This window comes from Pseudomonas sp. P1_F7, assembly GCF_056405655.1.
Window position 1 is genome coordinate 362,351 of record NZ_JBFUBR010000005.1, and the last position, 25,323, is coordinate 387,673.

The following is a 25,323-nucleotide window of genomic DNA, read 5'->3' on the forward strand; positions in this document are numbered from 1 at the left end:
GGTTCAACCTCTGTGGATTGTTCTGGGAATTCACGGTGAAACGGCTTGTGGGCTTTGCTTTCTGTGGGAGCGAGCTTGCTCGCGATTGGGATCTGCCAGTCAGCACAGATGTTGAATGTGCCGGCCTCATCGCAAGCAAGCTCGCTCCCACAGGTAAAGCGGTACCACAGGTTCTGTGTTACTTGCCGGTAATCATCGGCAGGTTCAGCCCTTGTTCCTTGGCGCAGTCGATGGCGATCTGATAACCGGCATCGGCGTGACGCATAACGCCAGTGGCCGGGTCGTTGTGCAGCACACGAGCGATACGCTCGGCCGCTTCGTCAGTACCGTCGCAGACAATCACCATGCCCGAGTGCTGGGAGAAGCCCATGCCGACGCCGCCGCCGTGGTGCAGGGAAACCCAGGTCGCGCCGCTCGCGGTATTGAGCAGGGCGTTGAGCAGTGGCCAGTCGGAAACAGCGTCAGAACCGTCCTGCATCGATTCGGTTTCGCGGTTCGGGCTCGATACCGAACCGGAGTCCAGGTGGTCACGACCGATCACGATTGGCGCGGACAACTCGCCGCTACGGACCATTTCGTTGAATGCCAGGCCCAGCTTGGCGCGCAGGCCCAGGCCAACCCAGCAGATACGTGCCGGCAGACCCTGGAAGCTGATGCGCTCGCGGGCCATGTCCAGCCAGTTGTGCAGGTGGGCGTCGTCCGGGATCAGTTCCTTGACCTTGGCGTCAGTCTTGTAGATGTCTTCGGCGTTGCCCGACAGCGCAGCCCAACGGAACGGGCCGATACCGCGGCAGAACAGCGGACGGATGTAAGCCGGTACGAAGCCTGGGAAGTCGAATGCGTTTTCCACGCCTTCTTCTTGTGCCATCTGACGGATGTTGTTGCCGTAGTCGAAGGTCGGTACGCCCATTTTCTGGAAGTCGAGCATCGCTTTGACGTGCACGGCCATCGATTGCTTGGCGGCCTTGATCACAGCGGCAGGTTCAGTCTTGGCGCGAGCGCGGTACTGGTCCCAGGTCCAGCCGGCCGGCAGGTAGCCGTTGAGCGGGTCGTGGGCGCTGGTCTGGTCGGTGACCATGTCCGGGCGCACGCCGCGCTTGACCAGTTCTGGAAGGATTTCAGCGGCGTTGCCCAGCAGCGCGATGGAAATCGCCTTGCCTTCAGCGGTGTATTTGGCGATGCGGGCCAGAGCGTCGTCGAGGTCGGTAGCCTGCTCGTCGACATAACGGCTTTTCAAACGGAAGTCGATGCTGACCTGCTGGCACTCGATGTTCAGCGAGCAAGCACCGGCCAGGGTCGCGGCCAGAGGCTGAGCGCCGCCCATGCCGCCCAGGCCTGCGGTCAGGACCCAACGACCTTTCAGGTCATCGTTGTAGTGCTGGCGACCGGCTTCGACGAAGGTTTCGTAGGTGCCCTGGACGATGCCCTGGCTGCCGATGTAGATCCAGCTGCCGGCGGTCATCTGGCCGTACATGGCCAGGCCTTTGGCGTCCAGTTCGTTGAAGTGTTCCCAGCTCGCCCAGTGTGGCACCAGGTTGGAGTTGGCAATCAGTACGCGTGGGGCGTTGGCGTGGGTCTTGAACACGCCGACCGGCTTGCCGGATTGCACCAGCAGGGTCTCGTCGTCGTTCAGGTTGGTCAGGCTCTCGACGATCTTGTCGTAGCATTCCCAGTTACGTGCAGCGCGACCGATACCACCGTAAACCACCAGTTCCTTTGGGTTCTCGGCGACTTCCGGGTCGAGGTTGTTCATCAGCATGCGCAGCGGCGCTTCGGTCAGCCAGCTCTTGGCGGTCAGCTTGTTACCGCGTGCGGCACGGATTTCAACGTCACGAAACTTAGTAGGTTTAATGTCAGTCACGAAAAGGACTCCTCAGCAATCAATCCAAACCAACCCAGGCAGTGGGCGAGCAAGCCAATGGGCATCAGTGCACACCGGCGAATCAGTGGACGATGGTTGAGTCCTCGTGACTCATACGCATACGTCTTTACTTGTACATACAAGCATATGCAATCAAGCGGCCAACTTGTTGGATGAGCATTCAAGAAAAATTCGGAAACGGCTGGAGAGCGCCTGGAACAAGGGTTTTGGCGTAGATGAAATATTTTCGGGAGGATTTTTGTGGTGATGGGATTTTGTTACTTGAGCGTGGTTTTGCGCCACGCTGGGGCATTCGGTAACAAAGTGGTGCGCTTTCGGGAACGCTGAAATGCAAAAAATCGCAGCCTTCGGCAGCTCCTACATGGGATGGTGTGCATCCTGTAGGAGCTGCCGAAGGCTGCGATCCTTTGAAAGTTCAGAATCAGCGTGCGGCCAGCTCAATCACACAGCATGGGCCATTGACGGAGATTTCCAGCAGGCTAGCGTTACCGTCGAGTTGCAGGCAGTCATGGCGACCGAGCTTCGAAGCACTGTTACCGACCACCACTTCCAGCGCATCGCTGATGCTGAACACCAACACCGTGCCCGCCGAACTGAAAAACCGCTGCTCGCCCGCCAGCCACTGCAACCGCGCGCTATAACGCTGCGGCGCGTAGATCAGGTTGAAATCGCGAATCGGCCCACCCAGTAATGTGCAGGAAACCTTGCTCTCGCCACTAAAGGCAAACGGGTCCAGCGGTAACAGTGGCCGAGCGTCCTGACCATCCACCGTCAGGGTCATGCCGTCGCCCTGCAGCACGGTGATTACCCGCTCATAACCGGCGAAAGTGGAAAAGCCGCCCGATTCGCCAATGTCGGCAATCGACAGGCGCCAGCCAAACCCATCCAGACCGGTGCCGGCATCGCGAGTGATTTCTTCGGTGCTGCCGCCGCCGTTTTTCCACGGCATGCGCGGGTAATCTTTGGCGCGTAGAACTTTCAACTGATTCATTTATGGAACCGACCTTCCAGACGATGACGGGAACCGGGGTGGATCAAGCGAGCGGCGGTCACCGGCTGACGACCGGACCAGGTGCGGCGACGGATCAGCAGGCACGGCTCGCCCTTTTCAATCTGCAGCAATTTGCATTCGGACGGTTCGGCCAGAATCGCCTCGACCACGTGCTCGCCTTCGGTCAGCGGCGCGACCTGATTCAGATAGGCGTATGGCGTTTGCAGGGTGAAGTCCTGCTTGAGGTAGTCCGGCGCCACCAGCGCATTGACGAAACGATCTTCAATTTGCACTGGAATATCGTTTTCGAAATGCACGATCAGCGAGTGGAACACCTTCTGTCCTTCGCGCATGTCCAGGGCCAGGGCGCGCTCGGAGCCGGCAGCCTCTTCTTCAAGGGTGATGACCTTGCAGGTGTGGCGATGACCGCGGGAGGCGATTTCATCGGCGATGTTGTGCACTTCGAACAGCGCAGACTGGCTTTTCGGCTCGGCGACGAACGTACCGACACCTTGCATGCGCACCAGCAGACCGTCGGCAGTCATCTCGCGCAGGGCGCGGTTGATGGTCATGCGGCTGAAGCCCAACTGGCTGACCAGTTCGCTTTCCGACGGAACGCGGTAGTGCGGCGGCCAGTTTCCACTGTCGATTTGCTGAGTGATCATTTGTTTGACGCGGGCGTACAAGGGCGCCGGACTGTCGCCCATGTTCGCGGCCAACGGAGAGACTGGAGGCGGAGTCGGCACGGTTAATCCTTGGTCATTTGATTGATGTCGCTAGCTTGCCGGAGTTTACCGGGCAGGCAAACGTCTGTATATGTATATACAAATAACACACGATGGGGTGATGAACCATGTCCGCCTTCTTTGCCGAACGAGCGCTGCTGCCTAGTGGATGGGCCAACAATGTACGTCTTGAGGTCAGCGCCGATGGCGTTTTGACCCATATCCAGGCCGATTCCCATGCAGATGGCGCCGAGCGGTTGAGCGGTCCGCTGCTGCCTGGCATGCCGAACCTGCACTCCCACGCCTTCCAGCGGGCCATGGCCGGGCTGGCGGAAGTGGCGGGCAATCCGAACGACAGTTTCTGGACCTGGCGCGATCTGATGTATCGCCTCGTCGGAAAAATCAGCCCGGAGCAACTCGGCGTCATCGCGCGTCAGCTGTACATCGAAATGCTCAAGGCCGGTTACACCTCGGTGGCGGAATTTCACTACGTGCACCACGACCTCAATGGTCAGCCATATGCAGATCCGGCCGAACTGGCCCTGCGTATCAGCCAGGCTGCCAGTTCCGCGGGTATCGGATTGACCCTATTACCGGTGCTCTATAGCCACTCCGGTTTCGGTGGCCAAGCGCCGAACGACGGTCAGCGGCGCTTTATCAACAGCACTGAAAACTACCTCAAGCTGCAATCGCGCTTGCAACCGGTGCTGGCGCAGCAACCGGCGCAGGCCCTGGGCTTGTGTTTCCACTCGCTGCGCGCGGTCACGCCGCAGCAGATCAGCGAAGTGCTGGCGGCCAGCGACAAGCAATGCCCGGTGCACATCCATATCGCTGAACAGCAGAAAGAAGTCGACGACTGCCTGACCTGGAGCGGTCGTCGTCCGCTGCAATGGCTGTACGAAAACATCGACGTCGACCAGCGCTGGTGCCTGGTCCACGCGACCCACGCCAACCCGGAAGAAGTCACGTCGATGGCCAAGAGTCGCGCCATCGCCGGCCTGTGCCTGACCACCGAAGCCAACCTCGGCGACGGGATTTTCCCAGCGGTGGATTTCCTCGCCCAGGGCGGGCGCATGGGCATCGGCTCCGACAGCCATGTTTCGTTGAGCGTGGTGGAAGAATTGCGTTGGCTGGAATACGGCCAGCGTTTGCGCGACCAGCGGCGTAATCGTTTGTATGGCGCGGATCAGCCAATGGTCGGCCGCACGCTGTTTGATGCCGCGCTGGATGGCGGTGCTCAGGCACTGGGCCAGTCGATTGGCGCGCTGGAAGTCGGCAAGCGCGCCGACTGGCTGGTGCTCGACGGCAACGATCCGTATCTGGCGACAGCCAATGGTGACGGGATTCTCAATCGGTGGCTGTTTGCCGGTGGCGATCGCCAGGTGCGGGATGTGTTGGTGAATGGCCAGTGGGTTGTGCGTGATGGGCGGCATGCCGGGGAAGAAGAAAGCAATCGCGCCTTCACTCAAGTCTTGCGCGAACTTTTAGGCTAATACAAAAACCTGTGGGAGCGAGCTTGCWCGCGATGGCGGCCTGTCAGTCAACATTTCTGTTGAGTTTGATGGCCTCATCGCGAGCAAGCTCGCTCCCACATTGGTTTTGCTTATTTATTAGTTCGAAGTCTCGGCCATCTGCTGTTCCGACGCCCGCCAGATCAGCCGCGTGGTGTCGTAACCTTGCTGGCGCGCCCTGCTCAGCAGCTCCTCACGCACCACACCGTTCACGGTTGGCGTGCGCGACAACAGCCACAAATACTTCCGGCTTGGATCACCGACAATGGCAGTCTTGTAGTCATCGCTGACGTACAGAACCCAGTATTCGCCCTTCGCCGTACCCGGGATCAGCCTGGAGAACCAGGTATCGAACTCGACCCACAGCTTGTCGCCCTTGCCGGGCACCTGTGGATAAGCCGTGCCCTTGACCTCTTCCCATTGCCACTGCGCCGTCAGGCAGCGGTTCAGCACCGCCACGTTACCGTCAGGCTTGAGCGTGTAATGGGCTTCGGATTGCGCGCAGTCGCGCTGGAAGTACATCGGCATGCGGGCCAGCTCATACCAGGTGCCCTGGTAGCGCTTGAGGTTGACGCTTTTGACAGTCTTGGGGGCCAATGGGTCCTGGCCAGACGTGGCACAGCCGGCCAACAGCAGACCGGCAAAAAGGATGATCAATAACCGCTTCATTATTTTTCTCCCGTGGGCACGAAGCCCCGGTTTACTTCAGGCCTTGGCCGGAAAACATCAGCACTTTGTCACCGGCGAACTGCACGCTGATAAAGCTGTTCTTGTCGCCCCAGGTGCAACTGGACATGCCGAGCGCGCCTGAACAATCGGCGGGTTTGCCCAACAGGGTCTCCACATCGGCCTTGGCCATGCCGGCCGAGAGCTTCGAGTAGTTTTCCTGATTGACCTTGCTGCAGGCAGCCAGCAACACGCAAAACGAAAGCAGGGCGATGGAACGCAGCGACATGGTGAAACTCCGGGGGGCGTAGGGGATTGGCATGGCTGCCAAGCTGAAGCTTAGAAGAGAAAACCCCTGTCAGGTTCCCTGCCCGGCAGGCTATTTATCGGGCCACTCGTCTACCTTTTGCCGAAAATCATCCATTTTCCTTGTTCATCGAGCATTTCGTCGTTTTTCAGAAAATCCGCCTAATCTTTGACGCCGTTCAGTCGACATAAATGCAACGCAAAGCCACGCCGGTGGCATTTGCCTCCCCCCTTTTGTAGAACAGACCCTCTGCGGTAGCTCATCCATGACCAGAAACATGAAGTTCAGCCACAAGATTTTGCTGGCTGCCGCCCTCGTGGTGGCCGTCGCATTCGCTTGTTTCATCCTGTTCAACGACTATCGTCAGCGCGAAACCTTGCGCAACAGTACCGAAGCCTCGATGCAGGAACTCGGCAGCCTGACCACCAGCAACATCCAGACCTGGCTGGAAAGCCGCATGCAATTGCTGCAATCGATGGCCCAACAGGTCACCGCCGATGGCAACGTTCCCGCCAGCCTGAAACAGATCATCGACCTGCCCGCCTACACCGGTAACTTCCAGCTGAGTTACTTCGGTGGCGCCGACGGCGTTATGTTCTCGGTCCCGGCGGGCAACCGCGCGGCGGACTACGACCCGCGCGCCCGTGGCTGGTACAAGGCGGCCAATAGCGCACAACAGACCATCGTCACCGAACCGTACATTGCCGCGTCTTCCGGCAAACTGGTGATCACCGTGGCCACTCCGGTGCAGCACCAGGGCCAGATGATCGGTGTCGCCGGCGCCGACATCGACCTGTCCAGCGTCAGCGCGATCATCAATTCGCTGAACTTCGGCGGCCACGGTCATGCGTTCATCGTCAGTGCCGACGGCAAAATCCTGATTCACCCGGACAGCAAGCTGGTGCTCAAGAGCCTGGCCGAGGCCTATCCGAGCGACACACCCAAAGTCAGCCCGGGCATGAAAGAAGTCGAGATCGACGGCAGGCGCCAGTTCATCTCCTTCACCCACGTCAACGGCGTGCCATCGGCGGACTGGTACGTGGCGCTGGTGCTCGACCAGGACACCGCGTTCTCGATGCTCAGCGAATTCCGCACCTCGGCCATCATCGCCATGGTAATTGCCGTGGTGATTATCATCGCCCTGCTGGGCATGCTGATCAGCCTGCTGATGCAGCCGCTGCTGACCATGGGTCGCGCCATGCACGACATCGCCGAAGGCGAAGGTGACCTGACCAAACGCCTGACCATTCACGGCCACGACGAATTCGGCGCGCTGGGACTGTCGTTCAACCGCTTCGTCGAGCGCATTCATACCTCGATCATCGAAGTGTCCTCGGCCACTGGCCAGGTCAACGAGGTGGCGTTGCGTGTAGTGGCCGCGTCGAACTCGTCGATGTTCAACTCCGACCAGCAAGCCTCGCGCACCAGCAGCGTGGCCGCGGCGATCAACCAACTCGGTGCCGCCGCCCAGGAAATCGCCCAGAACGCCGCCCTCGCCTCGCAACATTCCAGCGATGCCCGCAGCCTGGCCGAAGACGGCCAACAGGTGGTGGATAAAACCATCGCGGCGATGCAGCAGCTGTCGGCCAAGATCAGCGATTCGTGCGGCAACATCGAAACCCTCAACAGCAACACGGTCAACATCGGGCAGATTCTGGAAGTGATTACCAGCATTTCCCAGCAGACCAACTTGCTGGCCCTGAATGCCGCCATCGAAGCGGCACGTGCCGGCGAGGCCGGGCGTGGTTTTGCCGTGGTGGCCGATGAGGTGCGCAACCTCGCTCACCGCACCCAGGACTCGGCGCAGCAGGTGCAGACGATGATTGAAGAGCTGCAAGTCGGCGCCCGGGCAGCGGTGGGCATCATGACCGACAGCCAGCGCCAGAGCGAAAGCAGCGTGGGCATCGCCAACCAGGCCGGCGAACGCCTGGGCAGCGTGACCCAGCGCATCGGGGAGATCGATGGCATGAACCAGTCGGTCGCCACCGCCACCGAAGAGCAAACGGCTGTGGTGGAGTCGATCAATGTCGACATCACCGAGATCAACACGCTGAACCAGGAAGGCGTGGARAACCTGCARTCGACSTTGCGYGCGTGYKCSGAYCTTGAGCAGCAGGCGGCGCGGTTGAAGCAGCTAGTTGGTAGCTTCAGGATCTAAGGCGATCTCACCGGCCTCATCGCGAGCAAGCTCGCTCCCACAGGGATCTTTGTCGCACTGGAGATCTACTGTGGGAGCGAGCCTGCTCGCGATGACGGCATCAGCAACAGCAACAGCAACAGCAAAAAACTAAAACCGTGAACCCGGCTTCGACAGAAACGCCAACTCCTCAGCCGTAGACTCCCTTCCCAACACCGCATTGCGATGCGGAAACCGCCCAAACTGCGCAATCACTTTCTGATGCCGCTCGGCATAGTCCAGGTAATCGCTGAACAGCGCCCGATCAACCTCCGGCTGCTGCGCCACCAGTTCGATGTAGCGCGAGACGCCTTCGTTCTGCACCGCGAGGTTCTCGCTATGCTCGAATACCAGGTAGATGAACACCCGCTGAATCGGCTGCAACTGCCGATCGAAATCCGCCGCAATGCCTTGGGCCACCAGCTTCTGCGCCCGCAGATCGCCTGCAAAGGCTTTGGGAGTGTCGCGAAAGATCATTCGCGGGATTTGATCGAGCAACAGCACCAGCGCCAGCCAACCTTCGGGACGTTGCATCCACTCGGTCAATCCGCCGGCCAGTGCCTGCTCGGTCCAGTCCCCGAAACGCTCGCGCGCTTCGAGGTCCTGGTTGTCGCGCTTGCCGAACCACAACTTGCCCTTCTGCGCCGCCACTTCCTTCGCTGACCCGGAACTTCCGAACCACCAATCAAGCAACGGCTGCCAGGGCGCGGTCATGGTTTATTCCTTGTGGTAAGCCGTGACGCGGGCCACTTCTTCTTTCGAACCGAGGAACACCGCAACACGCTGATGCAGGCCTTCCGGCTGGATGTCGAGGATGCGCTGGTGACCGTCGGTGGACGCGCCGCCCGCCTGTTCAACCAGGAACGACATCGGGTTGGCTTCGTACATCAGGCGCAGTTTGCCCGGCTTCGACGGCTCGCGGCTGTCGCGTGGATACATGAACAGACCGCCACGGGTCAGGATGCGGTGCACGTCGGCCACCATCGCGGCGACCCAGCGCATGTTGTAGTTCTTTTTCAGCGGACCTTCATCGCCTGCCAGCAATTCGCCGACGTAGCGCTGTACCGGTGCTTCCCAGTGACGCTGGTTGGACGCGTTGATGGCAAATTCCTGGGTGGTCTCAGGAATGGTGATGTCTTCGTGGGTCAGGACGAAGCTACCCATTTCACGGTCCAGGGTGAAGCCTTTGACGCCGTCGCCCAGGGTCAGGATCAGCATGGTCTGTGGACCGTAGATCGCGTAACCGGCGGCCACTTGCTGGGTGCCTGGCTGCAGGAAAGCCTTTTCATTCAAGGGCTCGTTCTGGCTCAGGTATTCATTGGGGCAACGCAGTACCGAGAAGATAGTGCCGACCGGAGCGTTGATGTCGATGTTCGACGAACCGTCCAGCGGGTCGAATACCAGCAGGTAGGCGCCTTTCGGGTATTTGCCCGGGATCTGGTAGGCGTTGTCCATTTCTTCGGACGCCATGCCGGCCAGGTGACCACCCCATTCGTTGGCTTCGAGCAGGATTTCGTTGGAGATCACGTCGAGCTTCTTCTGCACTTCGCCCTGGACGTTTTCAGTGCCCATGCTGCCCAGTACGCCACCCAGGGCGCCTTTGGACACGGCGTGGCTGATCTCCTTGCAGGCACGCGCCACCACTTCGATCAGGAAGCGCAGATCGGCAGGAGTGTTGTTGCTGCGGGTCTGCTCAATCAAATAGCGACTCAAGGTAACGCGGGACATGGAAGGCTCCGGTGGAATGGGGGGGCTAAAAACCCGCGCAGTTTAACGCGAGTCGGGGCGCATTTCCTCCTATCAGACGTGATCGGCTGAAGAGAGTTCATGTGCGGGGATGAGCGTAGTTGGAAAAGGGCTGGGTGTGAGCTTTCGAACAGAGGACATTTCGACATTTTTATTGACTAAAAGACCGCTATCGCGAGCAAGCTCGCTCCCACAAGGACAGTACTGTTTTAACGGCCACTGAGCAACAACACCGCCCACAATCCGATTTTTTTCCAGTTGGTGTCGATCGCCGCAGACGTGGTGACCGTCGACGGCTTCGTCGCCACCGCCCCGACATCCACCATGGCCCGACCCAAAGTCGCGAGCTTCGCCGGGCTGTAATCCGGTATCAGCGTCGACAGCGGCAAGTTCGCCGCCTTCGCCGTCGCATTCCCCACGACCAGCGTGTAAGGCCCCGGCCCGCGCGCCAGGAACACCAGTTGCGTGGCGCGCACGGCAAACTTCAGCGTCGGCGCCTGATCACCCAGGCCGCCGCCGCGTTCGTCCACGGTCAGTTTCAATTGCTGGACGATTTGCCCTGACAACGGCAATTCGTTTTGCACCACGTCCTGATCGTTCTGGGTCAGGCGATAGAGCAAACCGCTGCCCAACGACTGCCATGGCAGGCTGCTGTCGTGGCGGCCGGCCAGGCTCACTGGCGCCAGGCTGTTGGGCTGGCTCAACTCGACCTGCACTCGCTCGACATTCAGCCCCATCGGCAACTGCCAGGTGTATTCACCCGCCTTCACGCTGCTGCCGGCCAACGCCTGGGACCAGACCAACGGCAGCGGCAGGCTGCGGGTACTGGCGCTTTGCAGTTGCGCCGAAGTCAGTGTCGGTGCCGAATGCGGTGTGATCCACAGCAACCGCAGGTAGCGCGCCGACTGACCCGGCAGGCCGACTTCATGCTGTTCGACCCGCTCGTCGGAAAAGGTCAGGCGCGCCACCTGCCCTTCGCCCCAGGACTGCCAATGCTGCAAATCGTCGCTGGCTTCGACGGTGAAACGCTGGAAGCCGTCGCGCTCGCTGGTCCAATCGAGAATCAATTGCTGCAACGGCGCCTTGATAGCGGAAGCGTCGAGCAACCAACCGCGCAACTCCTCCTCACCCGCCTCCAGCTGACTGGAGGGCTGCACCTCGACCAATGTGCCATTGGCGCTCGATTGCACCCGTACGCTCGGCGCGGTTTCAGTGGAGTCCACCGAGTTGTACAGCGCAAACCATTTCACCTCGGTCAAGGTGCGCGTTTCATTGCTCCGCGCCGATTCCCGGGCCAAGGCATAAGCCTGAACATCGCCCACGGCATTGAACACACGCACGTCGCTCAAGTCAGCCTGCCGTGCATTCAGTTGTACGTTCAGGGGCAGTTCAAGGCGATACCAGGGGCCTTCACCCGTTACCGACAAGGGTACTTGGGTGGTGAAGTCCGCCGGTTTTTCCTGGGCAACCGCCGACAACATCACACCCATGGCAACAACGCCCAGCCAACCCAGGTTCAGCTTCTGATTCAAGACGACACTCCTTCGGATTCCGCGACCGGTTTCCCGGTATCCGGCACAGCGTCGGCGCGCTTGGGCGGCAGCGGGGCGAAATAGCCCACCACCAGCAGCAATACGCCGACACCGATAAACGAGACGATTCGCGCCAACCCGCCGCGATTGCTCAATTCGACAAAAAACAGCTTGGCCACGACCACGCCAATCAAGGCGGCGCCGATCAGCCAGACTTCGCGGCGGCGACGCAAATGGCCGCCGATCATCAGGCTCAGAGCCATCAAGGTCCAGACGATGGATAGCCCGGCTTGCACTCGCATCGACTCCAGCAACAGATCCAGCTCGAACGGCACCCCGCTCCAATGGTGCGCCGTGCGCATCACCAATGCAGTAAAGAACACGAACAGCGAGGCACCTGCGATCAGTTGCGTGGCGTTGGTGGCGTAATCCTTGCGGATCGCCAGTTGTGTCATCGCGCTGTGGGACCAGACATAAACGCCGAACAACGCAAACAACAGCCCCAGCTCCAGCGGGTTGATCAATGGCACGTAGGGCAGTGGCTCGGCGTTGCCGTCACTGGCGACATTCGCCAGCCAGAACCAGCCGAGCATCAGCAACGCCAGCGGCGCGGCGGCGTATACACGGTATTCCCTCGAATACGCCGACACTGGCCAAGGCCACGCGCGAGGTGCTGCTATCAGCACCAGATACAGACTTGGCAGAATCGCCCAACCCAACCAGCGCCAGGCGTTGTATTGCTCGGACAAAACCAGCAAGCCGTAACGCAGCTCCAAAGCCAGCACCCCCATCAACAGCCAGCAGCCGAGCACATGGGCGACACTCAATACACGCGCCGGCAGCATGGGCGCCAGACGTCGCAGGGACATGAAATGCACGACGAACACGACGGCCCACGCCAGCCAGCCGAAGTTGGCCGCCGGGTGATAACGCGAGTGCCAGGCCGCCAGCAGCACCAGTGCCGCAGCGGGAATCAGCACTGTGCAGAGCACGCCCAGTGACGGCCATTTCAGGCGCAGTGCCAACCCCGCCCACAGCGCAACACTCACGGCAGCGATGCTCAACAACAAATTCGCTTGGATCGGCAACGGCGCAAAATGCAGCACTTCGATGACCCAGGCCAATGCCCACCAGCCTGCGCCCCACACCAGCAACGCCTGGGACAATCGCAACAGACTCAGCCCTTCCAACGTTCCGAGCACATGACCGGTCTGCAAACGCCAAGCCCCGACCATCGCGGCCAGCCCCAGCACCAGCGGCGCCCAGAACCCGCCATGGGCCAGGGGTCGCAGACCATCACTGAACTGCGGTCCTGTCACCAGGAACAGCGCGCCAGCCAACAGTTGCACAGCGAGCGCGGTGAGCACGAACGTGCGCGATGGCAGGTGCAAACCAACAAACAACGTCAGCGCCCCGGCCAAGGCCCAACTGATCACCGTGCCGTGGCTGAAGAAAAACAGCGGTGCCAGCAAATAGAGAAACGCCAGCCCGAGGCAAGCCAAGACTGGCAGGCCTATCAGCTCCCAAGGCCTGATCTGCTCCGGCAAGGCTTTGCGTAACTGGTAGAAGCTGAACAGCAACGCGACACCCAACAACAGCGCGCCTAATGGCACACCGCCGAGCAGGCTGCTCTCGCTGCTGTGCAACTCGCTGAGAAACACCAGCGCCGACCCCAGTTGCAGCAGCAAGGCAAAGGCCCGGGCCAGGGGCCTTTGCTGACGCAGACCGAGCCAGAAGATCCCCGCGCCTTCCACCGCCCACGCCGCCGTAGTCCAGCGTGCATCGAGCCCCAGTGGAATCGCCAGACTGGCGAAGATCACGCCCAAGGCCAGGCAGGTTTCCCCCAGCAACAGCGTGCGCCCGGCCATCAGCCAACGGGCGAGCCCCATGTAAATCATGCCCAGCGCCAAAGCACTGAACGCCGCAGCGAACTCCAGATGCTGTACCAATGCGAACTGCAAGCCGAAACCCACTAGCGGCGGGCCGAACAGCAGCGTGCCATCGACATAGTCACCCTTGCGCGCCGACCACTGCAGCAGCGCTTCGCGACTGCTCTCTGCTGGTGCATCGCTCATCTGCATCAGCTTGCGCCGGGCGTACAGCAGACCAATGGCCAGGTACATCAGGAAAAACGCAATCAGGAACGGCTCGGTGCTCCACAGCAGCTCCGGCGAGTAAGAGCGCAGGCCCCAGGCGAAACCGATGCCGAAAGTGCCGACGAAGCCGATGACATTCAACAGCCGCCAGGCCTTGAACCAGGCGATGGTGAGGATGCCAGCGTTGAGCAAGGTGAAATAGCTGAACAGCGCGACGTGGCTGCCAGCGCCGGTGGAGGCCAGAATGGGCGCGGCGAATCCGCCCAGTGCGGCAGCGGCGGCCAGCCCCAGGGAGTCCTGGGTAATGGCGAGAATCGCCGAACAGACCGTCACCGCCACCAGCAGGCCAAACGCCGCCGAGGGATCGAGCAACGGATGCAGGCGCATCGCGGCAAACACCGTCAGGTACAACACGGCAACCCCGGTGCCTTGCAGTATCAATGCGTAACTGCTGTTGCGGGCTCGCAACCACCAACCCAATCCGAGCAACCCCAAGGCTGCCGTCGCAACGCCGGCGTAGCGCAACTCAACCGGCACCACCACGCCTTCGGTGGCATAGCGCAGCAGAAAGGCCAGGCCGAGGAACAGTAACACCACGCCGACCCGCAACACGGTATTGCCGCCGAACAGCCAGGCGCGGGCGCGACCGATGGCGCGGTCGATGAGGTTCGGGCCACGCGGGGGGACAGGTGGTTGTGCTTCGCGAGCGGTCGGCTCGGGTTTCCAGGCATCGGCGATTTCGCTGGCCGCTGCGGAGATTGGCTCGAGTTCGGGCGGCAGTTCCCAGATCAATTCCGGGGCTGCGGCAGGTACTTCATCAAGGAGGGTTTCAGGCGATACCAGCGGTTCACGGGTTTCCGGCGCCTTGACGCCTGATGCTTCAAGCTCTGCCAGCCGTTGCTCGACCGCTTGCAGCGCAACCTGTGCCTGTTCCAGCAAGCGCTGCTGCTCGGCTGCCCGAGCGTCCATGCGAGCCATGCGAACGGCCTGGCCGACACCCAATCCGAGTAATGCGCCCAGCAGTGCATCACTGAATGACTCGTCGAGTATCCAGCCGAGCACCAGCCCTATCAGCATGAACATCCATTGCATGGTCGATATCCCTAAACGCATTGGCCAATCCGGAAAGATTAGCTCAGCCGTATCCATAAAGATCGCAGCCATCGGCAGCTCCTACATAGTCGCGGTATTACGCGATCCTGTAGGAGCTGCCGAAGGCTGCGATCTTTTTCGGCGCGCCAGTATATCCACCTGCCCGAAGACTTACTCCAGCGCCTTCCAGATCTCCGTGGCGTACTCGCGAATGGTCCGGTCCGACGAGAACCAGCCCATCCGCGCCGTGCTCAACACCGCCGAACGCCACCACTGGTTCGAATCGTGCCAATGGGCTTCGACGCGCATCTGCGCACTCCAGTAGGAGTCGAAGTCGGCGCAGACCAGGAAGCGGTCGTAGTCCACCAGCGAATCGATCAATCCGGTGTAACGGGACGGATCATCCGGCGAGAACACTCCGCCGCGAATCGCTTGCAGCACATCGTTCAGACGATGGGACGCAGCAATATCCGGCACCGCGCTGAATTCATGGTTCTGCTTGCGCGCCTCCACCTGCTGCGCACTGAGACCGAAGATGAACATGTGCTCGGCGCCGATGCGCTCGCACATTTCCACGTTGGCCCCGTCCAGGGTGCCGATGGTCAGCGCGCCGTTCAGGCCGAACTTCATGTTGCTGGTGCCGGACGCTTCGAAACCGGCGGTGGAGATCTGCTCGGACAAATCCGCCGCCGGAATGATGCTCTCCGCCAGGCTGACGTTGTAGTTGGGCAGGAACACCACTTTGAGCAAGCCGCGCACGGTCGGGTCGTTGTTCACCACCCGGGCGATGTCGTTGGTCAGCTTGATGATCAGTTTGGCCTGGTGATAACTCGCGGCCGCCTTGCCGGCGAAGATTTTCACCCGTGGCACCCAGTCGATTTCAGGTTCCGCGCGAATCGCCTGGTACAACGCCACGGTGTGCATCAGGTTGAGCAACTGGCGTTTGTATTCGTGGATCCGCTTGACCTGCACGTCGAACATCGCCGCCGGGTTGACCGCCACGCCCAGCCGCTCATGTATCAGGTACGCCAGGGCTTTCTTGCTGTGCAGGCGTTGCTCGGCAAACGCCTTGCGGAATGCATTTTTCTCGGCGAACGGTTCGAGGGCGAGCAAACGCTCTTCCGGGTTATCCAGCACTTGCGGCCCGAGGGCATCGACCAGCATCGAGGTCAGCTCGGGGTTGGCCTGATACAGCCAGCGGCGGAAGGTGATGCCGTTGGTTTTGTTGTTGATCCGTTCCGGGTAGAGCTTGTGCAGTTCAGAGAACACCGTTTGGCGCATCAGTTGCGTGTGCAACCCGGACACACCGTTGATGCTGTGGGAACCGAGAAACGCGAGGTTGCCCATGCGCACCCGACGACCGTTGTCTTCCTCGATCAGCGACACCGCGCGCAACACGTCGAAGTCGTGAATACCTTTGGCCCGCAGCGAGTCAATGTGATGGGCGTTGATCAGGTAAATGATCTGCATGTGCCGCGGCAGCATGCGTTCCATCAAGCCGACCGGCCAGGTTTCCAGCGCTTCGGGGAGCAACGTGTGGTTGGTGTAGGACAGCGTATCGACGGTGACCTGCCACGCCGCATCCCACGCCACGTCATACACGTCGACCAGTTGCCGCATCAGTTCAGCCACGGCAATCGAGGGGTGAGTGTCGTTGAGCTGGATCGAAGCGTGATCGCCCAGGGTCAGCACCGAGGTGTGCATGTTGCGATGGCGGCGCAGCAGATCCTGCAACGAGGCGGCGACGAAGAAATACTCCTGACGCAGGCGCAACTCCTGGCCGGCCTCGGTACTGTCCGCCGGGTACAGCACCCGGGAGATACTTTCGGCCCGGGCTACTTCGGCCACGGCGCCCAGGTGGTCGCCGGCGTTGAAACGCTCCAGGTGCAGATCTTCCATGGCCCGGGCGCGCCACAGGCGCAGCGTGTTGACGCTCGCCCCGCGCCAGCCGACCACCGGTGTGTCATACGCAATCGCCCGCACGGTTTCCGCCGGGGACCAGACTTGTCGGGATTTGCCGGTGTCGTCGGTCAGGGTCTCGACACTGCCGCCGAAACCGATGGTGTAAGCCACTTCCGGCCGCTCGAACTCCCACGGGTTGCCGAAATCCAGCCAGTGTTCGGTCTGCTCCTGCTGCCAGCCATCGACAATCGCCTGGCGGAACAACCCGTGCTCATAGCGGATGCCGTAGCCATGACCGGCGATGCCGAGGGTCGACATGCTTTCCAGGAAACACGCCGCCAGACGCCCGAGGCCGCCGTTGCCCAAGGCCGCATCGGGCTCCAGCAAGCGGATGCGCTCAAGGTCGACGCCGAGTTCGGTCAGGGCTTCGCGGGCCACGTCGAGCAGGCCGAGGTTGCTCAGGCTGTCGAAGAGCAACCGGCCGATGAGAAATTCCAGGGAGAGGTAATAAACGCGCTTCTGACCTTTGCGGTAGATCTGCCGCGTGTGGTCCATCCAGTGCTCCACCATGTGGTCCCGCGCGGCCAGGGCAATGGCTTCGAACCAGTCATGGTCGAAGGCGTGATCCGGGTCTTTACCCACTGCATAAGTGAGTTTGGTCAAGACGGCGTCGCGGAATGCGGCCACCTCTGCTTCGCGAACAAGTGGTTCTTGAGTCATCGATAGGACCTCGAGCGAGCTTGGAGTTGTCTGAGCCTAGACGGTCTGACAGGCGGTAGAGGCTCTGGTTCGGCAGTTTTTCCTTTGAATACGAGCTGGATCGACGTTGCGTTGTCGCGTGCCTGAATCAATGCAGGGCTCGTGCCGATTTTCCAGCTATTTGCAGCGTCTGCGAAAAAATCTGGCGAAAGGTTGTTCAAAAATCCACCAGTCCCGGTATGATCGCGCGCCCTGATGCACACGCTGGTAACAAACGATGATGAAGCCGAACCTGATCGCTGCCGCAGAGATCGACCGCCTCGATACCTGGGCCAAGTACTCTGCCCCGATGTGCGGCTCGTGCATGTCCAGCTGCTGCACCCTGCCCGTCGAGGTCAAGATCAAGGACCTGATCCGTATCGGCGTGGTCGATGAGTTCGAGCTGGGCGATCCGCCGAAGAACATCGCCAAACGCCTGCAAAAGGAAGGCTTGGTCGAGCGCTTCAACCAGAAGTCAGGAATCTTTACCCTCCAGCGCATGAGCAACAACGATTGCCTGTACCTGGATCGTAAGAGCCGTCTGTGCACTATTTATGATAAGCGCCCGGATACCTGCCGCAACCACCCGAAAATCGGCCCGCGGCCGGGGTATTGCGCGTACAAGCCAAAGGAAGTGGAGCGCGAGAGCAGCAGTCGCCGGACTTTAGAAAAGTTTTAAGCCCGAAAAGATCGCAGCCTTCGGCAGCTCCTACAGAAATGCGCACGACAGTGCTTTTGTAGGAGCTGCCGAAGGCTGCGATCTTTTTTATGGCTTCAGACAAACAAAAACGCCCCCGGCCTTTCGACCGGGGGCGTTTTTTTTGTCAGCTAACTAAATGACTTAGTTACCGGACTTCTTGGCAGCGCGGGTACGCTCGCTTTCGCCCAGGATCTTCTTGCGAAGACGGATGGACTTAGGCGTGACTTCACACAGCTCGTCTTCTTGTACGAATTCCAGAGCTTGCTCCAGAGTGAAGCGTACAGGCGGAACCAGAGCGATGGTTTCGTCTTTACCCGAAGCACGCATGTTGTCGAGCTTCTTGCCTTTGGTTGGGTTAACACCCAGGTCGTTGTCGCGGCTGTTCAGACCAACGATTTGACCTTCATAGATGTCCTGGCCGTGTTCGATGAACAGCTTGCCACGCGACTGCAGGGTTTCCAGCGAGTAGGTCAGTGCCTTACCGGTAGCAACCGATACCAGCACGCCGTTCTGACGGCCGGACATGTCACCGGACTTCATGGTGTCGTAACGGTCGAAGATCGAGGTCAGGATGCCTGCACCGGAGGTCAGGGTCAGGAACTCGTTACGGAAACCGATCAGACCACGGGCCGGGATGTTGTACTCAAGGCGCACACGGCCCTTGCCATCCGGAACCATGTTGGTCAGGTCGCCTTTACGGATACCGATCTGTTCCATGATCGCGCCCTGGGATTCTTCCGGCAGGTCGATGGTCACGTTTTCGTACGGTTCGTGCTTGACGCCATCAACCATACGGATGATCACTTCCGGACGACCAACACCCATTTCGAAGCCTTCGCGACGCATGGTTTCGATCAGTACCGAGAGGTGCAGCTCACCACGGCCGGAGACTTTGAACTTGTCGGCGGTGTCGCCTTCTTCAACGCGCAGAGCAACGTTGAACAGCAGCTCCTTGTCCAGACGTTCCTTGATGTTACGGCTGGTCACGAACTTGCCTTCTTTACCGCAGAAAGGCGAGTCGTTTACCTGGAAGGTCATGGAAACGGTTGGTTCGTCAACGGTCAGCGGCTTCATCGCTTCGACGTTCAGTGGGTCGCACAGGGTGTCGGAGATGAACAGCTGGTCGAAGCCACTGATGCAGACGATGTCGCCAGCCAAAGCTTCTTCAACGTCAATGCGGTGCAGGCCGTGGTGACCCATCAGCTTCAGGATACGACCGTTGCGCTTCTTGCCGTCAGCGTCGATAGCCACGACCGGAGTGTTCGGCTTGACGCGACCGCGAGCGATACGGCCAACGCCGATCACACCCAGGAAGCTGTTGTAGTCCAGTGCGGAGATCTGCATCTGGAACGGACCGTCACGGTCGACTTTCGGCGCTGGTACGTTGTCGACGATCGACTGGTACAGCGGGGTCATGTCTTCAGCCATTTCAGTGTGGTCCAGACCGGCAATACCGTTCAGGGCCGAGGCGTAGACGACTTTGAAGTCCAGCTGTTCTTCGGTAGCACCCAGGTTGTCGAACAGGTCGAAGATCTGGTCCAGAACCCAGTCCGGACGCGCGCCTGGACGGTCAACCTTGTTGATGACCACGATTGGACGCAGGCCGGCTTCGAAAGCCTTCTTGGTCACGAAACGGGTTTGCGGCATAGGGCCGTCTTGAGCGTCAACCAGCAGCAGAACAGAGTCGACCATCGACATTACGCGTTCAACTTCGCCGCCGAAGTCGGCGTGGCCCGGGGTGTCCACGATGTTGATGTGGTAGCCGTTCCAGTTGATGGCGGTGTTTTTCGCCAGAATGGTAATACCGCGCTCTTTTTCCTGGTCGTTGGAGTCCATCACGCGCTCGTCGTTGAGCTCGTTGCGCTCCAGGGTGCCGGATTGACGCAGGAGTTTGTCTACCAGGGTGGTCTTACCATGGTCAACGTGGGCAATGATGGCGATGTTGCGTAGATTTTCGATCACTTGTGTATCTCGATCAGAGGATTCGGTGTGCTGACAAGTCTTGGCAGCGATTAACAGTAGCGTCCGTGAAAGCCGTTACAGCTTTACGGTGGCATCGGGGGGCCGGTGACGCAGGCCACAGGCAAACAGCCCCGGGCACTTAGCTCGGTCGATAAACGCGCACATTGGCATGCCCCTCACTGAGCAAATGGTGGGCATGCAGGCGACTCATCACGCCTTTGTCGCAATACAGCAGGTACTGGCGAGTAGGGTCCAGTTCCTTGAAACGAGCGTTCACTGCATAAAACGGCATCGTTTGTACCTCGATGCCAGCGAGGTCCAGCGGGTCGTCTTCAGCGGCATCCGGGTGGCGGATGTCGATGACGATCTGACCGGCCAGCGCTTCACTGACTTCTTCAATCTGCAAGTCCTGGCCCAATTCGTCGATCACGCGATCGATCGGCACCAGCTTGGCGTTTTCGAGCGCACGCTCGAGTACCGCCATATCGAATTCTTTCTCTTCATGCTCGACGCGATAGCGCTTGGCTGCTGTCTTCGGATTGACCGAGATGACGCCGCAGTACTCCGGCATGTGCCGGGCGAAATCGGCGGTACCGATTTCGTTGGCCAGGTCGATGATGTCCTGCTTGTGGCTGGCGATCAGCGGACGCAACACCAGCTTGTCGGTCACGCAGTCGATCACGCTCAGGTTCGGCAACGTCTGGCTCGACACCTGGGAGATCGCCTCACCGGTGACCAGTGCGTCGATGTGCAGTCGATCGGCAATTTGGGACGAAGCGCGCAACATCATACGCTTCAATACTACGCCCATATGACTGTTATCGACTTTGCCGAGAATTTCACCCAGCACTTCTTCGAACGGCACACTGACAAATAGCACGCGTTGGGAGCTGCCGTACTTCTTCCAGATGAAATGCGCGACTTCCATGACGCCCAGTTCGTGGGCACGCCCGCCCAGATTGAAGAAGCAGAAATGCGCCATCAGGCCGCGGCGCATGATCTGATAGGCCGCCACGGTGGAGTCGAAGCCACCGGACATCAGCACCAGGGTCTGCTCCAGGGCACCCAGCGGATATCCGCCGATGCCGTTGTGCTGGCTGTGGATCACAAACAACCGTTGGTCGCGAACTTCGATCCGGACTTCGATTTCCGGCTTTTTCAGGTCGATCCCGGCGGCACCACACTGACGGCGCAACTGGCTGCCGACATACTTCTCAATATCTATCGAGCTGAATGGGTGCTTGCCGGCGCGCTTGCAACGCACCGAGAAAATCTTCCCGGCCAGTGCATCACCGTAGTGCTGCTTGCACTTTTCAACGATGTCGTCGAAATCGCCCAGCGGGTATTCATCAATCTGCAGGAAATGCGCGATGCCCGGCATGCAGCTCAGGCGCTCGCCCATCTCCTTCAAGGCCTTGGGGTCGCTGACGCGGGTTTCCAGCTCGAGGTTGTCCCACACGCCGTTCACCACCACGGCCGGGTCCAGATCGCGGAGCACGGCACGGATGTTCTTGGCCAATTGACGGATGAAACGCATCCGTACCGGGCGGCTCTTGATGGTGATCTCGGGGAAGACTTTTACGATTAATTTCATGGAAACAGCGCGCGCATGGCCTGCCGAAAAAGGGGGGCGCGGATTATAGCGGAAATTGCTCAAGGTTTAACCAGTTAATGTGCAGAAGGTTTTGCGCGCACCAAAACAGGTCATTTATTGAAAATAACGCCACATTGTAGGGCGGCATTTTCCGCTTTAAGGTACTTTTCCGCCTGACAGGCGTGAAATTGGGGCAAAAAACCCATGGTGGGGCACTGGCATGCAATTTGCTCCCTTGTGAGGCAGGTTGCCTTGGCAGAGTATTCGCRCCGGCATCACCCACATTTAAGGGCATCCACTACTAGCCCGAAGCCACCCGGAGGACACTATGTCGAAGTCGGTTCAACTCATCAAAGATCATGACGTCAAGTGGATTGATCTGCGCTTCACGGACACCAAAGGCACTCAGCACCACGTGACCATGCCGGCTCGCGATGCGCTGGATGACGACTTCTTCGAAGTCGGCAAAATGTTCGACGGTTCCTCCATCGCTGGCTGGAAAGGCATCGAAGCCTCCGACATGATCCTGATGCCGGACGACTCCACCGCTGTTCTGGATCCGTTCACCGAAGAACCGACCCTGATCCTGGTCTGCGACATCATCGAACCTTCGAGCATGCAAGGCTACGACCGCGACCCACGTGCGATCGCCAAGCGCGCCGAAGAGCACCTGAAAGCCACCGCTATCGGTGACACCGTATACGCCGGTCCAGAGCCAGAGTTCTTCATCTTCGACCAGGTGAAGTTCAAGTCCGACATTTCCGGTTCCATGTTCAAGATCTACTCTGAACAAGGTTCGTGGATGTCCGACCAGGACATCGAAGGCGGCAACAAAGGCCACCGTCCAGGCGTCAAAGGCGGCTACTTCCCGGTTCCGCCGTTCGACCACGACCACGAAATCCGTACCTCCATGTGCAACGCACTGGAAGAAATGGGCCTGACCGTCGAAGTTCACCACCACGAAGTGGCGACTGCCGGCCAGAACGAAATCGGCGTCAAGTTCAACACCCTGGTGAAGAAAGCCGACGAAACCCAAACCCTGAAGTACGTCGTGCACAACGTTGCCGATGCCTACGGCCGTACCGCGACCTTCATGCCTAAGCCTCTGTACGGCGACAACGGCTCGGGTATGCACGTACACATGTCCATCTGGAAAGATGGCAAGAACACCTTCGCAGGCGAAGGCTATGCCGGCCTGTCCGACACCGCCCTGTACTTCATCGGCGGCATCATCAAGCACGGTAAGGCCCTGAACGGCTTCACCAACCCGGCAACCAACTCCTACAAGCGTCTGGTTCCAGGCTTCGAAGCTCCAGTGATGCTGGCCTACTCGGCTCGCAACCGTTCCGCTTCGATCCGTATTCCTTACGTGTCGAGCCCGAAAGCCCGCCGTATCGAAGCACGCTTCCCGGATCCGGCTGCCAACCCATACCTATGCTTCGCCGCACTGCTGATGGCTGGCCTGGACGGCATCCAGAACAAGATCCACCCTGGCGACGCCGCTGACAAAAACCTGTACGACCTGCCGCCTGAAGAGGCCAAAGAGATCCCACAAGTTTGCGGCAGCCTGAAAGAAGCCCTGGAAGAGCTGGACAAAGGTCGTGCGTTCCTGACCAAAGGCGGCGTTTTCAGCGACGACTTCATCGACGCTTACATCGCCCTGAAAAGCGAAGAAGAAATCAAGGTACGTACCTTCGTACACCCACTGGAATACGAGCTGTACTACAGCTGCTAATCCGGTAGCGCCTGCGCAAGCGGCGTGACAAAAAGAGGCCTCCTTCGGGAGGCCTTTTTTGTGGGCAACTTCCGACAATGAAACCCGACATCTCCTCGGGCACACACAGCATCGTCCGGCATCAACCAACTTGAATGACTCGTAGCCTGTTCACTACCTGCAATCAACGGATGGAATGATGAAAACTTTCCCACTCAAGACGCTACTGGCCGCTCTCACCGCCCTCGCCCTTCTAGGCTGCACCACAAAACCCCCATCGACAGAAATCAAACGGGAAATCCTGCTTCAAAGCAGCAAGTCGTGGGATAGCACACCTTACATTCGCTACCCGGATGCCGCGCCCGAACTGACAGTGCTCAAACTCACGATCCCTGCCAATAGCAAACTCCCCTGGCACACCCATCCGATTCCCAACGCGGCTTACATCCTCTCCGGCGAGCTAACCGTCGAAGACAGGAACAGCGGCCAGACCAGACGCATCAAACAAGGCGAAGCGCTGGCCGAAATGGTCAATATCACTCATCGCGGAGTCACCGGCGATGAACCGGTAGAACTTGTTGTGTTCTATGCTGGCAGCGAGGGTATTCCATTGGCGGAGTAGTCTTTGCTTCACACAGGGAGTCCGAATGCGGCCACTGTTATTACTTCTACTGCTGTCCTTCAATTTTCCCGTGATGGCCCAAATCTACAAATACACCGATGCCGCCGGTAATACCGCCTACAGCAATCAACCGCCCGCTGGTGTTGAAGCCCGGGCGGTTGATTTGCCGCCGCTCAACAGCATCGAACGCCAACCGCCCAGCGCTCCTGCACAACCTCTGGCCGGCAATAACCCCGAGCCAATCCACAGTGCCTACGAAAAACTGGAACTCACCGGCCTGCCCACCACAGAAGCGTTACGCGCCAACAATGGCACCTTCACGATAAACGTACTGATCAAGCCGCGCCTGCAAGGGCCCCACCTGCTGCGTCTGCTGCTGGACGGCCAGCCCTACGGCCAGCCAGGCAACGTGCCGACCCTGCAACTGGTGAACATCGATCGAGGCGAACATCGCCTCGCCGTGCAAGTGATCGATGGCGAAAATGTTGTGCAGCAGAGCCCCGCGGTGACATTCACCGTACAGCGAGTGCACAAGCCTTGAAGGCCTGGCTACTGATCGCCTGCCTGGTCGTCCTGCCCGCCTCGGCAGAGGTCTTCATGTATGTCGACGCCCAGGGCAATCGGGTTTTCACCGACCAGCCCAAACCCGGTGACGCCAGGCGTGTACCGCTGACAACGACCAATCGAATGGCGGCCAACCCCACCAGTGCAGCGCCGTTGATCGCCCAGAGCAGTCCCGAAGTACAAGCGTTGTTCCACTATGAGGTGCTGCGCATCCTGATCCCGGAACCCGACGCAACCATCCGCAGCAACAGCGGCGAAGTCATCGTCAGCGCCACCAACGAACCTGCCCTGCAGCCCGGTCACCGCTACCGGTTGCTGCTCGACGGCCACCCCACCGCCGAACCCGGCCTGAGCCCGGTGTTCGCCTTGAGCAACATCAATCGCGGCAGCCATACCCTGTCCGTGGAAATCCTCGACGAACAGGGTCGCATCGTCGAACGCACCGCCAGCCAACCTTTCCACATGCAGCGCACGTCTCTCGCCCAGAAGCGCAGGATCAAACCCTGCACTCTCGAAGACTACGGCCAGCGGCCGGAATGCCCGCTCAGCGACAAACCCGCCGAAGAAAAAAATCCTTTCCTGCGACTTTTCTAACCTCGCTCAGGTTTGCGCACTATATTGGTGCAACTGCTTGCACCGCACTCACATTCCAACCCATTTTGGTTCGAAAGTACCCGCAAAAGCTGGCAGAACGCCACGCAAACGAGCGTCAAACGCCTGTTTCAGGCGCTGAACGCTTCTTTTCGGAGCCTTGGTTTGGTTTTTGCATTTTGCCCGTACCAGCGTTTTTTTCTTGCGCATGC

The 25,323-nt window shown here is 59.7% G+C and carries 20 protein-coding genes and 1 pseudogene; 8 read left to right on the forward strand and 13 right to left on the reverse strand.

Annotation, left to right across the window (positions count from 1 at the left end; translation table 11 throughout):
* Positions 1–178 precede the first annotated feature (178 nt).
* The 3 genes from hutU to hutC form a co-directional block, all read right to left on the reverse strand.
* Positions 179–1,861 carry a urocanate hydratase gene (hutU, locus tag AC1D1M_RS10040; RefSeq protein ID WP_223457817.1) on the reverse strand — a complete coding sequence of 561 codons (1,683 nt, stop codon included), beginning with the start codon at positions 1,859–1,861 and terminating at the stop codon, positions 179–181.
* Between the two features lie 442 nt (positions 1,862–2,303).
* Positions 2,304–2,873 (reverse strand): HutD/Ves family protein, encoded by a 570-nt coding sequence (locus AC1D1M_RS10045; RefSeq protein WP_056725763.1) that lies wholly within the window; start codon positions 2,871–2,873, stop codon positions 2,304–2,306.
* On the reverse strand, positions 2,870–3,580 hold the full coding sequence (gene hutC, locus AC1D1M_RS10050) for a histidine utilization repressor (RefSeq protein ID WP_162135916.1): 711 nt from the start codon (positions 3,578–3,580) through the stop codon (positions 2,870–2,872). The genes AC1D1M_RS10045 and hutC overlap by 4 nt, the downstream gene beginning before the upstream one ends.
* Positions 3,581–3,726: 146 nt before the next feature.
* On the opposite strand from hutC, the gene AC1D1M_RS10055 reads away from it, so the two are divergent.
* Complete coding sequence (locus AC1D1M_RS10055) at positions 3,727–5,091, forward strand: formimidoylglutamate deiminase (protein WP_477775516.1); 1,365 nt, start codon at positions 3,727–3,729, stop codon at positions 5,089–5,091.
* 117 nt (positions 5,092–5,208) lie between these two features.
* On the opposite strand, the gene AC1D1M_RS10060 is transcribed toward AC1D1M_RS10055, so the two are convergent.
* Together AC1D1M_RS10060 and AC1D1M_RS10065 are read right to left on the reverse strand one after the other, a co-directional pair.
* Positions 5,209–5,778, reverse strand: coding sequence for a lipocalin family protein (locus AC1D1M_RS10060; RefSeq protein WP_477775517.1), 570 nt, complete (start codon positions 5,776–5,778; stop codon positions 5,209–5,211).
* Positions 5,779–5,809: 31 nt separating this feature from the next.
* The gene (locus AC1D1M_RS10065; protein WP_007975531.1) at positions 5,810–6,064 is read right to left on the reverse strand and encodes a hypothetical protein; all 255 of its coding nucleotides are present in this window, start codon (positions 6,062–6,064) and stop codon (positions 5,810–5,812) included.
* A gap of 295 nt (positions 6,065–6,359) precedes the next feature.
* On the opposite strand from AC1D1M_RS10065, the pseudogene AC1D1M_RS10070 reads away from it, so the two are divergent.
* Both AC1D1M_RS10070 and AC1D1M_RS10075 read left to right on the forward strand, forming a co-directional pair.
* Positions 6,360–7,382 (forward strand): annotated as a pseudogene (locus AC1D1M_RS10070) (HAMP domain-containing protein); the annotation flags it as partial.
* A 93-nt stretch (positions 7,383–7,475) separates the two neighbouring features.
* Positions 7,476–8,240, forward strand: coding sequence for a methyl-accepting chemotaxis protein (locus tag AC1D1M_RS10075; RefSeq protein ID WP_477775654.1), 765 nt, complete (start codon positions 7,476–7,478; stop codon positions 8,238–8,240).
* 129 nt (positions 8,241–8,369) lie between these two features.
* Here AC1D1M_RS10075 and AC1D1M_RS10080 read toward each other — a convergent pair whose 3' ends face one another.
* The 5 genes from AC1D1M_RS10080 to AC1D1M_RS10100 all read right to left on the reverse strand — a co-directional run bounded on the left by AC1D1M_RS10080 (position 8,370) and on the right by AC1D1M_RS10100 (position 17,346).
* A complete protein-coding gene (locus AC1D1M_RS10080) occupies positions 8,370–8,972 on the reverse strand; it encodes a DUF924 family protein (RefSeq protein WP_477775518.1) in 603 nt (200 codons plus the stop codon).
* 3 nt (positions 8,973–8,975) lie between these two features.
* Complete coding sequence (locus tag AC1D1M_RS10085) at positions 8,976–9,986, reverse strand: class 1 fructose-bisphosphatase (protein ID WP_477775519.1); 1,011 nt, start codon at positions 9,984–9,986, stop codon at positions 8,976–8,978.
* 227 nt (positions 9,987–10,213) lie between these two features.
* Positions 10,214–11,536, reverse strand: a complete 1,323-nt coding sequence (locus tag AC1D1M_RS10090) for a DUF3999 domain-containing protein (RefSeq protein ID WP_477775520.1) — start codon at positions 11,534–11,536, stop codon at positions 10,214–10,216.
* Positions 11,533–14,724, reverse strand: a complete 3,192-nt coding sequence (locus AC1D1M_RS10095; RefSeq protein ID WP_477775521.1) for a DUF2339 domain-containing protein — start codon at positions 14,722–14,724, stop codon at positions 11,533–11,535. Before AC1D1M_RS10095 ends, AC1D1M_RS10090 begins: the two co-directional genes overlap by 4 nt.
* Before the next feature lie 171 nt (positions 14,725–14,895).
* Positions 14,896–17,346, reverse strand: coding sequence for a glycogen/starch/alpha-glucan phosphorylase (locus AC1D1M_RS10100; RefSeq protein ID WP_477775522.1), 2,451 nt, complete (start codon positions 17,344–17,346; stop codon positions 14,896–14,898).
* Between the two features lie 256 nt (positions 17,347–17,602).
* On the opposite strand from AC1D1M_RS10100, the gene AC1D1M_RS10105 reads away from it, so the two are divergent.
* On the forward strand, positions 17,603–18,043 hold the full coding sequence (locus AC1D1M_RS10105) for a YkgJ family cysteine cluster protein (protein WP_477775523.1): 441 nt from the start codon (positions 17,603–17,605) through the stop codon (positions 18,041–18,043).
* A 162-nt stretch (positions 18,044–18,205) separates the two neighbouring features.
* Here the strand turns inward: AC1D1M_RS10105 and typA are convergent, their stop codons facing one another.
* Together typA and thiI are read right to left on the reverse strand one after the other, a co-directional pair.
* The gene (gene typA, locus AC1D1M_RS10110) at positions 18,206–20,026 is read right to left on the reverse strand and encodes a translational GTPase TypA (protein ID WP_046041316.1); all 1,821 of its coding nucleotides are present in this window, start codon (positions 20,024–20,026) and stop codon (positions 18,206–18,208) included.
* A 139-nt stretch (positions 20,027–20,165) separates the two neighbouring features.
* Positions 20,166–21,620 carry a tRNA uracil 4-sulfurtransferase ThiI gene (gene thiI, locus AC1D1M_RS10115; RefSeq protein WP_477775524.1) on the reverse strand — a complete coding sequence of 485 codons (1,455 nt, stop codon included), beginning with the start codon at positions 21,618–21,620 and terminating at the stop codon, positions 20,166–20,168.
* Between the two features lie 328 nt (positions 21,621–21,948).
* On the opposite strand from thiI, the gene glnA reads away from it, so the two are divergent.
* The 4 genes from glnA (at position 21,949) to AC1D1M_RS10135 (ending at position 25,114) form a co-directional block, all read left to right on the forward strand.
* Positions 21,949–23,355: a type I glutamate--ammonia ligase gene (gene glnA / locus AC1D1M_RS10120; RefSeq protein WP_008002929.1), complete on the forward strand. Its 1,407-nt coding sequence runs from the start codon at positions 21,949–21,951 to the stop codon at positions 23,353–23,355.
* A gap of 178 nt (positions 23,356–23,533) precedes the next feature.
* Positions 23,534–23,956 carry a cupin domain-containing protein gene (locus tag AC1D1M_RS10125; protein WP_477775525.1) on the forward strand — a complete coding sequence of 141 codons (423 nt, stop codon included), beginning with the start codon at positions 23,534–23,536 and terminating at the stop codon, positions 23,954–23,956.
* A gap of 25 nt (positions 23,957–23,981) precedes the next feature.
* Positions 23,982–24,497, forward strand: coding sequence for a DUF4124 domain-containing protein (locus tag AC1D1M_RS10130; RefSeq protein WP_477775526.1), 516 nt, complete (start codon positions 23,982–23,984; stop codon positions 24,495–24,497).
* Entirely contained in the window at positions 24,494–25,114 is a 621-nt protein-coding gene (locus AC1D1M_RS10135) for a DUF4124 domain-containing protein (RefSeq protein WP_477775527.1), read from the forward strand. The genes AC1D1M_RS10130 and AC1D1M_RS10135 overlap by 4 nt, the downstream gene beginning before the upstream one ends.
* A 48-nt stretch (positions 25,115–25,162) precedes the next feature.
* Here the strand turns inward: AC1D1M_RS10135 and AC1D1M_RS10140 are convergent, their stop codons facing one another.
* Positions 25,163–25,321, reverse strand: a complete 159-nt coding sequence (locus AC1D1M_RS10140) for a hypothetical protein (RefSeq protein ID WP_477775528.1) — start codon at positions 25,319–25,321, stop codon at positions 25,163–25,165.
* Positions 25,322–25,323 lie beyond the last annotated feature (2 nt).